This is a genomic window from Streptomyces cinerochromogenes, assembly GCF_014648635.1.
In the GTDB taxonomy this organism is placed as follows: Bacteria; Actinomycetota; Actinomycetes; order Streptomycetales; family Streptomycetaceae; genus Streptomyces; species Streptomyces cinerochromogenes.
Map to the genome: position 1 here is coordinate 458479 of NZ_BMRM01000002.1, position 13401 is coordinate 471879.

Annotated in this window: 14 protein-coding genes and 1 tRNA gene; 8 read left to right on the top strand and 7 right to left on the bottom strand. The window is 71.9% G+C overall.

Annotation, left to right across the window (positions count from 1 at the left end; translation table 11 throughout):
* Positions 1-192 precede the first annotated feature (192 nt).
* Positions 193-765 carry a flavin reductase family protein gene (locus IEZ20_RS05885; protein WP_189295075.1) on the top strand — a complete coding sequence of 191 codons (573 nt, stop codon included), beginning with the start codon at positions 193-195 and terminating at the stop codon, positions 763-765.
* 86 nt (positions 766-851) lie between these two features.
* Complete coding sequence (locus tag IEZ20_RS05890; protein ID WP_189295077.1) at positions 852-1310, top strand: GNAT family N-acetyltransferase; 459 nt, start codon at positions 852-854, stop codon at positions 1308-1310.
* Positions 1311-1411: 101 nt separating this feature from the next.
* On the opposite strand, the gene IEZ20_RS05895 is transcribed toward IEZ20_RS05890, so the two are convergent.
* Both IEZ20_RS05895 and arfB read right to left on the bottom strand, forming a co-directional pair.
* Positions 1412-2251 (bottom strand): sigma-70 family RNA polymerase sigma factor, encoded by an 840-nt coding sequence (locus tag IEZ20_RS05895; protein WP_189295079.1) that lies wholly within the window; start codon positions 2249-2251, stop codon positions 1412-1414.
* Between the two features lie 103 nt (positions 2252-2354).
* Positions 2355-2792, bottom strand: coding sequence for an alternative ribosome rescue aminoacyl-tRNA hydrolase ArfB (gene arfB, locus IEZ20_RS05900; RefSeq protein ID WP_189295081.1), 438 nt, complete (start codon positions 2790-2792; stop codon positions 2355-2357).
* A gap of 154 nt (positions 2793-2946) precedes the next feature.
* Here arfB and IEZ20_RS05905 point away from each other — a divergent pair, with 154 nt between their 5' ends.
* Positions 2947-3522 carry a TerD family protein gene (locus IEZ20_RS05905; RefSeq protein ID WP_189295084.1) on the top strand — a complete coding sequence of 192 codons (576 nt, stop codon included), beginning with the start codon at positions 2947-2949 and terminating at the stop codon, positions 3520-3522.
* Between the two features lie 90 nt (positions 3523-3612).
* Here IEZ20_RS05905 and IEZ20_RS05910 read toward each other — a convergent pair whose 3' ends face one another.
* Positions 3613-4113, bottom strand: coding sequence for a hypothetical protein (locus IEZ20_RS05910; protein ID WP_189295086.1), 501 nt, complete (start codon positions 4111-4113; stop codon positions 3613-3615).
* Positions 4114-4273: 160 nt separating this feature from the next.
* Here IEZ20_RS05910 and IEZ20_RS05915 point away from each other — a divergent pair, with 160 nt between their 5' ends.
* Positions 4274-5668: a M1 family metallopeptidase gene (locus tag IEZ20_RS05915; RefSeq protein WP_189295088.1), complete on the top strand. Its 1395-nt coding sequence runs from the start codon at positions 4274-4276 to the stop codon at positions 5666-5668.
* Between the two features lie 40 nt (positions 5669-5708).
* Here the strand turns inward: IEZ20_RS05915 and IEZ20_RS05920 are convergent, their stop codons facing one another.
* Both IEZ20_RS05920 and IEZ20_RS05925 read right to left on the bottom strand, forming a co-directional pair.
* Positions 5709-7265, bottom strand: coding sequence for a M4 family metallopeptidase (locus IEZ20_RS05920; RefSeq protein WP_189295391.1), 1557 nt, complete (start codon positions 7263-7265; stop codon positions 5709-5711).
* A 350-nt stretch (positions 7266-7615) separates the two neighbouring features.
* Positions 7616-8314 carry a pentapeptide repeat-containing protein gene (locus IEZ20_RS05925; RefSeq protein ID WP_189295089.1) on the bottom strand — a complete coding sequence of 233 codons (699 nt, stop codon included), beginning with the start codon at positions 8312-8314 and terminating at the stop codon, positions 7616-7618.
* A gap of 276 nt (positions 8315-8590) precedes the next feature.
* On the opposite strand from IEZ20_RS05925, the gene IEZ20_RS05930 reads away from it, so the two are divergent.
* Positions 8591-9562: a zinc-binding dehydrogenase gene (locus tag IEZ20_RS05930; RefSeq protein ID WP_189295091.1), complete on the top strand. Its 972-nt coding sequence runs from the start codon at positions 8591-8593 to the stop codon at positions 9560-9562.
* Positions 9563-9568: 6 nt separating this feature from the next.
* On the opposite strand, the gene IEZ20_RS05935 is transcribed toward IEZ20_RS05930, so the two are convergent.
* Entirely contained in the window at positions 9569-10048 is a 480-nt protein-coding gene (locus tag IEZ20_RS05935) for a GNAT family N-acetyltransferase (protein WP_189295093.1), read from the bottom strand.
* A gap of 160 nt (positions 10049-10208) precedes the next feature.
* On the opposite strand from IEZ20_RS05935, the gene IEZ20_RS05940 reads away from it, so the two are divergent.
* A tRNA-Thr gene (locus IEZ20_RS05940) sits at positions 10209-10283 on the top strand.
* A gap of 44 nt (positions 10284-10327) precedes the next feature.
* Here the strand turns inward: IEZ20_RS05940 and IEZ20_RS05945 are convergent.
* Positions 10328-11245, bottom strand: coding sequence for an aminoglycoside phosphotransferase family protein (locus IEZ20_RS05945; protein WP_189295095.1), 918 nt, complete (start codon positions 11243-11245; stop codon positions 10328-10330).
* On the opposite strand from IEZ20_RS05945, the gene IEZ20_RS05950 reads away from it, so the two are divergent.
* Positions 11244-11897: a rhomboid-like protein gene (locus IEZ20_RS05950; protein ID WP_189295393.1), complete on the top strand. Its 654-nt coding sequence runs from the start codon at positions 11244-11246 to the stop codon at positions 11895-11897. The genes IEZ20_RS05945 and IEZ20_RS05950 overlap by 2 nt on opposite strands.
* A 10-nt stretch (positions 11898-11907) precedes the next feature.
* Positions 11908-13314 carry an NAD(P)/FAD-dependent oxidoreductase gene (locus IEZ20_RS05955; RefSeq protein ID WP_189295097.1) on the top strand — a complete coding sequence of 469 codons (1407 nt, stop codon included), beginning with the start codon at positions 11908-11910 and terminating at the stop codon, positions 13312-13314.
* The last annotated feature ends 87 nt before the right edge of the window (positions 13315-13401 follow it).

A 13401-nucleotide genomic window follows, 5' to 3' on the forward strand; every position in this document is an offset into this window, starting at 1 on the left:
TCAAGTCACAGGAGAACGTGAACAATTGAGTGGAGTTTCCGCGTTTTGCCTGTGCGTTTCCGAACGCACCGTGTGCAGGCGCGTCCCCATCTTGCACGCCCGGTGCGGGTCCGTGTGCGCCCTTGGTCCTAGGACCCGGCTCAGGCGGAGGGCCGATGCGGCCCGCGCGCGGCGGAGACTAGCGTTTCCGGCGTGCTGAAGACTCCCTCCCCCACCGCCCCCCTGCCCACCGGGCATGCTGAGGGGGTGAGCAACGACGAGTTCCGGGCCGCGATGTCCCGGCTGGCCGCGGGCGTGGTCCTGGTCACCGCGCAGGAACCGCCGCTGGATCCGGACGACCCCGAGGCGCCGGGCGTGGAGGACGTCGGCATGACCGCCACCGCCTTCATGTCGGTCTCCCTCGACCCGCCGCTGGTCCTGGTCAGCCTGCGCACCGGCGCCCGCATGGACGACCTGCTGGAGGAGCAGCCGCTGTGGGCGGTGTCGGTCCTCGCCGAGAGCCAGCGGCACATCGCGGGCCGCTTCGCCATGAAGGGCCGCATCAGCGACCGGCTGCTCTTCGAGGACATCCCCTACGCCCGCGGCGAGGCCACCGGCGCCCCGCTGGTCGGGGGCGCGCTGGCCACCCTGGAGTGCCGGACCGAGCAACGGGTGACCGCCGGCGACCACACCCTCGTCATCGGCCGCGTCCTCACCGCCCGGGTGCCCAGCGCCGAGGGGGGCCCACTGCTGTACTTCCGCGGCCGGTACCGGCAACTGGGCTGAACGGCCGCGGTGGGGACACGGCCGGCGGTCGGGGTGCGGGGGAAATCCCGTGGCCCGGGCGGGGCGGGCGTGCCTACGGTGCGCCGATGAGCCCACGTCTGGAAGACATCACCCCCCGGAACTTCGAGACCGCCGTCGGCATCCGCGTCCACCCCGGCCAGGAGCACGTCGTCTCACCGGTCGTGCAGTCCCTCGCCGAGGCCTACGTCCACCCCGCCGGCGTCGCCTGGCCCCGGCTGATCACCGACGAGGGCCGCGCGGTCGGCTTCCTCATGGCCTTCTTCGACATCGACTGGCACGGCGACGGCAGCCTGCGCCGCTCGGGTCTGTGGCGGCTGAACATCGCCGCCGGCGAGCAGGGCAGGGGGTACGGCCGGTTCGCCGTCGACGCCGTGGCCGCGGAGATCCGCCGCCGCGGCGGCGACGAGTGCTACGTCAGCTGGCACCCGGGCCCGCACGGTCCCGAGGAGTTCTACCTCCGCCTGGGCTTCCGTACGAACGGGGAGACCAGCGGGGACCAGACGGTGGGCGTGCTGCCCCTGTGAACCAGGGCCTCTCTTACGGATCATGCCGGGGTCGCGGGGTCCGGCACGGGTCGGCCGACAGGCACCGTCCCCCGCAGCCGGCCTGATCCGAAAGAGAGGCCCTAGACCTCCTCGATCGTCAGCTCCGCCAGCCGGGACGGGTCGGTGACGATGTCGATCACCGAGATGCGGTCGGCGACGAAGGCGAAGGCCAGGACCCGCTCCGGGCGGCCGTCGACGGACACGGCCAGGCCGGTCGCGCCGTCCACCAGCACCGGACGCGCGATGCGCGCCAGGTGGGCGAAGCTTGCCGCGCCGGCGGCGACCCGGGCCGCACCGCTGTTCACGCCCGCCTCGGTGCGGGCCACCACGTCCGGGTCGAGCACCGCGAGCAGCCCGTCGAAGTCGCCGCCCCGCGCCGCGGCCAGGAAGGCGTCGACCACCTCCCGCTGCCGGAGCAGGTCCGCCTCCGGCGCCTCCACGCCCCGCACCCGGCGCCGGGCCCGGCTGGCCAGCTGCCGCGCCGCGGCCGTGTTGCGCCCGAGGACGCGGGCCACCTCCTCGAACGGCACCCCGAACAAATCGTGCAGCACGAAGGCCAGCCGCTCGGCCGGCGAGAGCGTGTCGAGGACGACGAGCAGGGCCAGCCCGACGGAGTCGGCGAGTACGGCGTCCTGCGCCGGGTCCGGCTCGGCGGAGGGCGCGGGCCGCCAGGTCTCCAGGGGCTCCTCGCCCCGGGTGCGACGGGAACGCAGCATGTCGAGGCAGACCCTGCCGACGACGGTCGTCAGCCAGCCGCCGAGGTTCTCCACCTCCCGGGTGTCGGACCGGCTCAGCCGGAGCCAGGCCTCCTGGACGGCGTCCTCCGCCTCGGCGGCGGAGCCGAGCATCCGGTAGGCGACGGCCCGCAGGTGTCCCCGGTAGGCCTCGAACCGCTCGGCGAGAAAGTCGTTGTCGGTCATGGATGGCCCGGCCTCTCCGTCGTCGCTCCCGGTCGTCCCCGGTGCTGCTGCACCACCCTGACGATCGGGAACCCGGAGGTGTGACAGGCACCCGCCCCGGCCCCTAGCCCCAGTCCCGCCCCGAACGGCCCCGCTTCGTCTCCGCGCGCTGCTTCTTCTCCCGCAGCCTGCGCTCGTTGAGGCCCCGCGGGATGCGGGTCGGCTTGCGCGGCTTCGGCGGCGGCGCGCTGGCCTCGGCGAGGAGCGTGGCGAGGCGTACGGCGGCGGCCTCGCGGTTGCGCCACTGCGAGCGGTGCTCCGAGGCCCGTACGGACACCACCCCGTCGACGAGGCGGCCGGCCAGCCGCTGGAGCGCCCGCTCCTTCCACACCGGGGGCAGCGCCTCGGTGCCGGCGAGGTCGAAACGCAGCTCCACCTGGGAGTCGCTGGTGTTGACGTGCTGTCCGCCGGGCCCCGACGACCTGGAGAAACGCCACATCAGCTCGGCCTCCGGGAGGGAGACGGAGCCACGGATGACATAGGGACCGGCCATGCGGTCCATGTTCCCGGCTCCGTCCCGCTCACGTCACCCCAATTTGCCGTGGGTAAAAAAGGTAAAGGGCGCCGGAACCTTGGGGAGGCCCTTCGACGTTCATAGGGGTAGCTGTAGCTTCGACACGCACCGCGTAACGCAACGAGGGAAGGACCCCCGAACCATGGCTGTAAGCCTGTCCAAGGGCGGAAACGTCTCGCTCACCAAGGAGGCTCCGGGCCTGACCGCCGTCACCGTGGGTCTCGGCTGGGACGTCCGCACCACCACCGGCACGGACTTCGACCTGGACGCCTCCGCCATCGCGGTGAACGGTCAGGGCAAGGTCTACTCGGACGCCCACTTCGTCTTCTTCAACAACAAGCAGACCCCGGACAACTCGATCGTCCACACCGGCGACAACCGCACGGGCGAGGGCGCGGGCGACGACGAGGCGATCAACGTCAACCTGGCCGCCCTCCCGGCCGACATCGACAAGATCGTCTTCCCGGTCTCCATCTACGACGCGGAGAACCGCGGCCAGAACTTCGGCCAGGTCCGCAACGCCTACATCCGCATCGTCAACCAGGCCGGCGGCGCCGAGATCGCGCGCTACGACCTGTCGGAGGACGCGGCCACCGAGACGGCCATGATCTTCGGCGAGCTGTACCGCAACGGCGCGGAGTGGAAGTTCCGCGCGGTCGGCCAGGGCTACGCCTCGGGCCTGGTGGGCATCGCCCAGGACTTCGGCGTCAACGTCTGAGCGACTCGGCGTCACCGTCCGGGCGACGGCCGGTGAGTGAAGGCCCCCGGCATCCGGGGGCCTTCCAGGGGGCCTTCCTCCACAGGCGGGCTACGCCACCCGCGGGAAGCGGGCCTGAAGCGTCCAGATCGCCGGGTTCTCCCCCAGGCCCTCGTGCAGGTCGGTCAGGTCCGCGAGCAGGTCGTGGAGGAAGTCCCTGACCTCTCGGCGCAGTTCGGCGTGGGAGAAGGTCAGCGGGGACTCCTCCGCCGGCATCCAGTCGGCGGTGATGTCGACCCAGCCGAAGCGGCGCTCGAAGAGCATCCGGTCGGTGGACTCGGTGAAGTCCAGCTCCGCCCGCTGCGGCCGGGCGGCGCGGGAGCCCATCGGGTCGCGGTCCAGCCGTTCCGCGATGTCGCACAGCGCCCACGCGAAGTCCAGCACCGGCACCCATCCCCAGGCTGTGGACAACTCCCGGTCGGTCTCGGTGTCCGCGAGATACACGTCCCCGCAGAACAGGTCGTACCGCAGCGCGTGCACGTCCGCGCGGCGGTAGTCGGTCTGCGGAGGGTCCGGGAACCGGTTGGAGAGGGCGTAGCCGATGTCGAGCACGGGGGAGATGGTGTCACGCCGGCCCGCCGGACCCCGCCTCCGGTCCACCGGCCCCCGGCCCGGGCCCGCCGGATCCCGCCGCCCGTCCACCGGATCGGATCCCGGCCCCGGCCCGCCGAACCCCGCCCGCGGCGCGCACGGCCCGCCTAAGATCACTGACATGTCCAGATCCGTACGCCTTGTTCCGGGCCTCGCCGCCGTGCTCGCCCTCGTCCTCACGGTTACCGCGTGCGACGGCGGCGTACGGGGCACCCCGGGCGGTTCCGGCGTACGCGACCCGTACTTCCCGAAGGCCGGCAACGGCGGGTACGACGTCGGCCACTACGCCCTCACCCTGGACTACACCCCGTCCGGACACCGGCTCACCGGCACCGCGGTCATCACCGCCCGGGCCACCCGGGACCTGTCCGCCTTCGACCTCGACCTCGCCGGGCTGCACGTCGACTCGGTCCGCGTCGAGGGCAGGGACGCCCGCTGGAGCCGCACCGGCCAGGAACTCACCGTCCGCCCCCACGACGACCTCAGCGAGGGCGAGACCTTCCGCACCACCGTCCGCTACTCGGGCACCCCGCGCACCCTCACCGACGCCGACCACTCCGAGGAGGGCTGGCTGCCCACCGCCGACGGCGCCCTCGCCCTCGGCGAACCCGTCGGCTCCATGGCCTGGTTCCCCGGCAACCACCACCCCTCCGACAAGGCCGCCTACGACATCACGGTCACCGTCCCGAAGGGTCTGCAGGCCGTCTCCAACGGCGAGCTGAAGGAGCAGCGCACGCGGGGCGGCCGTACCTCCTACCACTGGCACACCGCCGAACCCATGGCGAGCTACGTCGCCACCGTCGCCATCGGCCACTACCAGGTCGCCCGCACCACCGGCCCGCACGGCCTGCCCGTCGTCACCGCCGTCGACCCCGCCGAGGCCGAGGACAGCGCCGACGTACTCGCCGAGATCCCCGGGATACTCGACTGGGCGGAGACCAACTTCGGGCCGTACCCGTTCTCCTCTGCCGGCGTGATCGTCGACCGCCCCGGCGACACCGACTACGCCCTGGAGACCCAGAACCGCCCCGTCTTCCCCGCCGACCAGTTCGACACCTCGACCCTGGTGCACGAACTCGCCCACCAGTGGTACGGGGACTCGGTGACCCCCCGCTCCTGGCGGGACATGTGGCTGAACGAGGGATTCGCGACGTACGCGGAGTGGCTGTACAAGGAGGACCACGGCGGGCCCACCGCGCAGCAGACCTTCACCCGCCTCTACGAGAGCGACCGCGAGGAGATCTGGGCGTACCCGCCGGCGACACCGTCCGGTGCCGCGCACATCTCCGACACCCCCGTCTACGACCGCGGGGCGATGGTCCTGCACAAGATCCGGCAGAAGGTCGGCGACGACACCTTCTACGACATCATCCAGGGCTGGGCCGCCGCCCACCGCCACGGCAGCGCGAGTACCGCCGACTTCACGAAGTACGTGGAGGCCAAGGCCCCGGGGAAGGACTTCGCCGGGATCTGGAAGGACTGGCTGTACGGCGACGGCCGGCCGGACCACCCGTGACGACGGGCGGCCCGGCCGGCGTACTGCCGCGGGGAGCGGGTCACTTGACGTTCACGGCCGTCCAGGCCGCCGCCACCGCCTTGTACTCCGCGCTGCCCGAGCCGTACAGGTCGGCCGCAGCCTGCAGGGTGCCGGTGCGGGCGCCCGCGTAGTCGGTGGACGAGGTGAAGTACGTGGTCAGCGCCTTGTACCAGATCTGCGCCGCCTTGTCCCGGCCGATGCCGGTGACCGTGGAGCCGTCGTAGGTCGGGGAGTTGTAGGACACCCCGTTGACCGTCTTCGCGCCGCTGCCCTCGGACAGCAGGTAGAAGAAGTGGTTGGCGACACCGGACGAGTAGTGCACGTCCAGGCGGCCGACGGTGCGCGACCAGTAGTCGGCGGAGGCGCCGTCCTTGCTGGGCTTGTCCATGTAGCGCAGCGGCGTGCCGTCACCGTTGATGTCGATCTTCTCGCCGATGAGGTAGTCACCGGCGTCGGCGGAGTTGTTCGCGAAGAACTCCACCGAGGTGCCGAAGATGTCCGAGGTCGCCTCGTTCAGCCCGCCGGACTCCCGGCTGTACTTCAGGCCGGCGGTGGCCGCGGTCAGGCCGTGGCTCATCTCGTGCCCGGCGACGTCGAGGGAGGTCAGCGGGTCGGCGTTGTTCGCGCCGTCGCCGTACGTCATGCAGAAGCAGCTGTCGTTCCAGAACGCGTTGACGTAGGCGTTGCCGTAGTGGACGCGGGAGTAGGCGGCCTTGCCGTCGCCCTCGATGCCGTTGCGGTTGAACGCGGACTTGTAGAAGTCCCAGGTGACGGCGGCTCCGTAGGCGGCGTCGACGGCGGCGGTCTGCCGGTTGTTCACGGTGCCGTCGCCCCAGACGTCGTCGGCGTCGTGGAAGAGGGTGCCGGTGCCGGTGGTGCCGCCGTTCAGGTCGTACGTCTTGTGGCCGCCGCGTCCGCCGTCGGTGAGGTCGTAGCCGCCGGAGGCGGCGGTGGTGCCGAGCGGGACGGTGCCGCTGTACTGGCTGGTGCCCGTGCCGGTGTCGACGGCCTCGAAGGAGTGGAGCCGCTTGCCGGTGCGGGCGTCGGTGATGACGTGCAGTTCGCTCGGGGTGCCGTCGTGCTGGACGCCCTTGACGACGGACTCGTAGGCGAGGACGGGGGTGCCGCCGGCCGCCCAGACGACCTTGCGGGCGGTGGTGGCGGTGGCCTTCTCGGTGCCGGCGGCCTTGAGGGCGGTCTTCTCCGCGCTCGCCGCGGACACGGCCGCCGTGGTGCTCGGCACGGATATCCGGGCCTTGCTCGCCTTGCTGACGCCCTTCAGGGAGCCGTTCTTCGCGACGTGGGTGACCAGGTCGCCGCCGAGCACGGGCAGACCGGCGTACGTGCGCTCGTAGCGGGTGTGGACGGTGCCGTCCGCGTCCTTGACCACGTCCCGGACGACCAGCTTCTCCTTCGCGCCGAGCCCGAGTCGACGGGCCGCCGCACCGGCGTGCTCCTGGGCCGACTTCAGCGCGGCGGCCCGGGCCGGGGCGCTGAGCGCGACCGCCTGGGCACCGGAGGCGTGCGGTGCGGGAGCGGCGGTCGCGGCGCCGTTCTGCAGGGCGAGGACCACCATCGCCGCCGAGCCGGCCAGGGCGGCGGCGCGCACGGCGGTCTTGCGGGGAGTGCGGGAGGCGCCGGTGACGTGGGGCTGCTGTCTCACTCGATCTCCTTCGGACTGGTCTCGTGGGGTGGAGACACAGATGGATCACAGGGGATGCACAGAGTTGCGGCGGGCGACGAGAGAGTGACACCCCCACCCGCCCGTTTGACAGAGCGCCGTCAAGACTTTACGTGTTCGTATCCGGAATGCGTGCGACGAAATCCGTTATACGGACCCCGGAACCAGGGACAACCACCGCTACTTCCAGCACACTTGACCCGTAGAACGTCACACCCCGACACCGGGACACCCGCCCCCGGACGTCACAGCACCCGGATCCCCAGCGCCCCCGCCAGCACCGGCGCCAGATCCAGCAGCTGCCCCGTACTGATCACCGCACCGGACAACCGGTCCAGGCCCCGCGTGATCTCCAGCGGAGCGGCACCCCGCAGATCCACGTCCTTCAGCGTGGCACCGCCGAAATCGGCCCCCTTCACCGCGCAGTCGACGAACTCCACCCGCTCCAGCCGCGCCCCCGCGAAATCCGGCTCCACCAGCACGCAGGACTCGAACACCACGTCCTTCAGACGGGCCTCGCGGAGATTCAGGTAATCGATCTTGCCGCCGCGGACCACGACCCGCTCCAGCACCGCACCGTGCAACTGGACGCCCCCCAGACGCGCGTCGACCAGCTCCACATCACGGAACGTCGACTCCGCCCACTGCGTGCCCACCCCGCGCAGCCCGGTCAGCACCGAGTCCAGCACCCGGGCCCGCCCCAACGCCGTCCCGTCCAGCGCACAGCCCGTCAGCGCACAGTCCATGAACCGGGCGCCCACCCCCTCCTGCCCGCCCAGATCCAGCTCCCGGAACTCCACCCCGTCATAGTCACCGTCCGGCTCCAACTCCCCCTCGGTCCACGGCTCCAACACGGGCAACCGCACCTCCGGCCGCCGCGCGCCCCTCACCCCCGCCGCGTCCCCGCCCGTGCCCGACCCCGCGCCCGCCGCTCGCCTCACCATGCCCCCATGCTGCACCCCGCCACTGACAATCCCCCGGACCTGGGAAAACACGGAACGCACGCCGGAACGCACCCCGTGACGAACACCGTCACGCACACCGGGATGTCACATCCGCCACCACCCCCGCCGTCGTATCCCCGTCTCCTTCAGCAGCGCGGTCACCGCCGTCTCCCTCGTCCTCGGCCGGCCGCCCTTGACCTCAAGCACGCTTGAGGTCGGAGGCTGAGACCGTCAGGAACCACTCCACAGCCTCGACGCCGTCTCCCGGGGGACCCCATGCGCGCCATCCGCCTCCACTCCTTCGGCCCCGCCGAGAACCTCACCCACGAGGAGGTCCCGGACCCCGTCCCGGGCCCCGGACAGGTGCGGATCACGGTCTCCGCCGCCGGAGTCCACCTGCTCGACGCCACCCTGCGGGAAGGACACCGGGGCCCCCTCCCCGAACTGCCCGCCCTGCCCACCGTGCCCGGCCGGGAGGTCGCCGGCACCGTCGACGCCCTCGGCGACGGCGTCGACCCGCACTGGCTCGGCGAGCGGGTCGTCGCCCACCTGGGCTTCGCCCCCGGCGGCTACGCCGAACGCGCCGTCACCGACGTCGAACGCCTCCACCGCATCCCGGACAACCTCGACCCCGCCGCGGCCGTCGCCATGATCGGCACCGGCCGCACCGCCCTCGGCATCGTCCAGTTCGCCGAGCCCGGACCCGACGACACCGTGATCGTCCCGGCCGCCGCCGGCGGCATCGGCACCCTGCTCGTGCAGTACGCCAAGAACGCCGGAGCCCACGTGATCGGCCTCGCGGGCGGCCCCGACAAAACCGCCCGCGTCCGCGCGAACGGCGCCGACCTCGCCGCCGACTACACCACCCCCGACTGGCCCGCCAAGGTCCGCGCCCACCTCGGCGGCCGACCCGCCACCATCGTCTACGACGGCGTCGGCGGAGCCGTCGCCCGAGAAGCCGTGGCCCTCCTCGCCCCCGACGGCCGCCACCTCGTCTTCGGCTGGTCCGCGGAAGGCATCGCCGACGGCGAGGGCTACCACGTCGAAGGCCTCACCCAGTCCGTCCTCGGCCCGACGATGCTCCGGAAAGCCGGCGGCCTGCGCGCCCTCGAACTGCGCGCCCTCACCGAGGCCGCCCAGGGCCGCCTCCGCCCCGCCGTCACCCGCTTCCCCCTCGCCCGCGCCGCGGACGCCCACCGGGCACTGGAACAGCGCCGCACCGTCGGCAAGGTCGTCCTGGAACCCTGACCGGGCTCAGCGCCCCGACCCCAGCGCCGCCAACGCCTCGTCCGTCAGCCGGTACACCGTCCACTCGTCCTGCGGCCGCGCACCCAGCGCCTCGTAGAAACCGATCGCCGGCCGGTTCCAGTTCAGCACCGACCACTCCAGCCGCTCGTACCCCCGCTCCCCGCAGATCCGCGCCAGCTCCGCCAGCAACGCCCGCCCGTGCCCACCACCACGCGCGGCAGGCCGCACATACAGATCCTCCAGATGGATCCCGTGCACGCCACGCCACGTCGAGAAGTTCAGGAACCACAACGCGAACCCGACCGGCTCCCCGCTCCCCTCGTCCACGGCCATGTGCGCGAACGCGGCCGGCCGCTCCCCGAACAACGCCTCCCGCAGCTGCTCCTCACTGGCCCGCGCCTCCTCCGGCGCCTTCTCGTACTCGGCCAGTTCACGGATCAGGGCGTGGATGACGGGGACGTCGGCGGGGGTCGCGGCACGGATCATGGGGGGAGGGTAACCGGCGGGAGGGAAGAGCACCGCCCTTGTGGCCACACCTCGGACAAGCCAGGTTCGGGGGCGTGTGGAGTGCGGAACTTCGTGGCCCGGGGAGACGGCCTCTGTGTACAGTGGACCCGCTTCCGCGCATGTCGTCGCAGCGCGCGGTGCCTCCTTAGCTCAGTCCGGCCAGAGCAACGCACTTGTAATGCGTAGGTCGTCGGTTCGAATCCGACAGGGGGCTCGATCAGCCCAGGCGGGACCCGCTCCCACCTGGGCTTTCTCATGTCAGCCTGGGGGCAGCAGGTGGGCGATCTCCAGCTGCCGCGGCTTGACCGGGCGGCCGTCCTCCACATCCCACAGGGCGTTCTGGAGCAGCCGGCCGAGGGTCCAGGCGCGGGCCCGGTCGCGGTCGAGGCCGAGGACGTCGGTCATGGCGTCGAAGCGCCAGCGGACCTCGGCCGGGTCGTAGCGGTTGTCCAGGGCGGGCCACAGTTCGAAGCCGGGGTCGCCGGCCAGTGGCTCGGGGTCGATGGCGAGCCAGTCGGCGCGGTCGGCGGCGAGGACGTTCTCGTCGTGCAGGTCCCAGTGGAGGAGTCGGTCGCCGGGTTCGGTGGCGACCTCGCGTACGGCGGCGGCGCAGTCGGCGAGGGTCCGGCGGACCTCGGGGTCGGGGATGTGCCGCAGGGCCCGGGGTGTCCGTTCCAGCATGGCGTCGGCGATGTCGCCGAGGCGGCGCAGGCCGGGCGGGGCGGGGAAGGTCGTCAGGCGGGCCAGGAGCCGGGCGATGACGAGGACCGCTGCGCGGGTGTCGGCGAGGCCGGCGAGCATGCGGGACGCGTCGAGGCGTTCCAGGAGCATGGTGCCGGTGGCCGGGTCGTGGTCCAGGAGTCGTACGGCGCCGTCGCCGTTCCATGTCCGCAGGGCGACCGGTTCGCCTTCGCTCTCCTCGTCGAGCAGCTGGAGCTTGAGGACGGCGCGGAGGCCGTCGGTGCGGACGACGGGGAGGACGAGGGCGCTGACGCCGTTCATCGAGGGTCCGTCGGGCGTGAGCCGCCAGCGGTCGAGGAAGTCGGCCGCGAGGCCGGGGAGGGCGGCGATGAAGGCGCGTCCCGCCGCGCCGTTGTACATCTCCTGGGCCTGGGCCGGCGCGCTGGGGATGTCGATCACCAACCGGACGATAGTGGCGTGGGTGAATCGGCTCATGCGAGTTTTCCGGGGCGTGAGCGGGGTGCGGGCGTATGTCCGCAGTGCTCCTGGCACCTATGTGTGGCTGGTGGTCCTGTTGGTGACGACGGTGGCGTTGCATCACATGCCGCCGGAGTTCGAGGAGCATTTCCTGCGGCGGCGGTCGACGAACCTGCATGAGTTGTCCCGGAATCCGGTGCGGGCGCTGGTGGCGAGTGCGATGTGGATCGAGAGCGGTCACTGGGTGCCGTACGCCGTGCTGTACTCGGTGTTCCACGCGCCGGCCGAGCGGTGGCTGGGGACGGCGCGCTGGCTGGGGGTGTGCGCGTTGGCGCATGTGCTGGCGTCGTTGGTCAGTGAGGGGGCGTTGCTGGGGGCGATTCGCCGGGGTGTGGTTCCGCAGGCGGCGGTGTTCACGCTGGACATCGGGGTGAGTTATGCGCTGGCCGGGGTGATCGCCGTGCTGGGGTACGGGATCGCGGTGCCGTGGCGGTACGCGTACCTGTCGGCGGTGGTGGTCGTGTTCGGGTTGCCGTTGGGTACGGGGCCGACGTTCACCGACTTCGGTCACTTCGTGGCCGTGTTGATCGGTCTGGCCTGTTATCCACTGGTCAGGGGGCGGGGAAAAGCATGGAATCCGAAGGAGACACTGGCCGGGTTCAGGGGTTAACGTCCCGGCCATGAGCAGCCCGGTGTGCGGTGTCGTGAACGGTGGGATCTCCTTCTGGTACGCGGATGACGGTCTTCCGGCGGTGCGGGAGCCGCTGCCGGGGGACGCGTCGGCCGATGTGGTGATCGTGGGTGGCGGTTACACGGGGCTGTGGACGGCGTACTACCTGAAGAAGGCCGCGCCGTTTCTCCGTATCACCGTGCTGGAGCAGAAGTTCTGCGGGTACGGGGCCTCGGGCCGCAACGGGGGCTGGCTGTACAACGGGATCGCGGGCCGGGACCGGTATGCGAGGCTGCACGGCCGTGAGGCCGCGGTGCGGTTGCAGCGGGCGATGAACGACACGGTGGCCGAGGTGATCGCGGTCGCCGCGGCGGAGGGCATCGACGCGGACGTGCACCGGGGTGGTGTGCTGGAGGTGGCGACGACTCCGGCGCAGCTGGCGCGGTTGAGGGCGTTCCACGAGCACGAGGTGTCGTACGGGGAGAAGGACCGGGAGGTGTACGGCGCCCGGGAGACGGCCGAGCGGATCCGCGTCGCGGACGCGGTGGGTTCGGCCTGGACCCCGCACGGGGCGCGGCTGCACCCGGTGAAGCTGGTGAAGGGGCTCGCGGCGGTCGTGGAGGGGCTGGGGGTGACGATCCACGAGTCGACGCCGGTGACGGAGATCCGTCCGAAGCACGCGGTCACCCCGTACGGCACCGTTCGGGCACCGTACGTCCTGCGCTGCACCGAGGGTTTCACCGCGTCCCTCAAGGGCCAGCGGAGGACGTGGCTGCCGATGAACTCCTCGATGATCGCGACGGAGCCGTTGTCCGAGGAGCAGTGGGCGGGGATCGGCTGGGCGGGCGGGGAGACGCTGGGCGACATGGCGCACGCGTACATGTATGCGCAGCGCACGGCGGACGGCCGGATCGCGCTGGGCGGGCGGGGGGTGCCGTACCGCTTCGGTTCGCGTACCGACAACGACGGCCGGACGCAGCCGGCGACGGTCGAGGCCCTGCGGGAGGTTCTGACCCGTTTCTTCCCGTCCCTGGCGGGGGTGCGGGTCGAGCACGCCTGGTCGGGCGTGCTGGGTGTGCCGCGTGACTGGTGCGCCACGGTGACGCTCGACCGTTCCACGGGTCTGGGCTGGGCGGGCGGCTACGTCGGTTCGGGTGTCGCCACCGCGAACCTGGCCGCCCGTACGCTGCGTGATCTGGTCCGGCAGGATTCCGGGCAGGGCGGCCGGACGGAGCTGACGGATCTGCCGTGGGTGAACCACAAGGTCCGCAAGTGGGAGCCGGAGCCTTTCCGCTGGTTGGGCGTGCAGGGCATGTATGCCACCTATCGCACTGCCGACCAGCGTGAACGCCTCCGTCCGGGCATGGAGTCCTCCCGGTTGGCGAGGGCGGCGGACCGGATCGCGGGACGGCACTGAGGGTGCCGGGCCGGCGTTTCGGGAATTTCCGCGAAGTTCACCAGGGCCCGGGTACTGACAGAGCCGGTGAACGCCAGGTACCGTCCT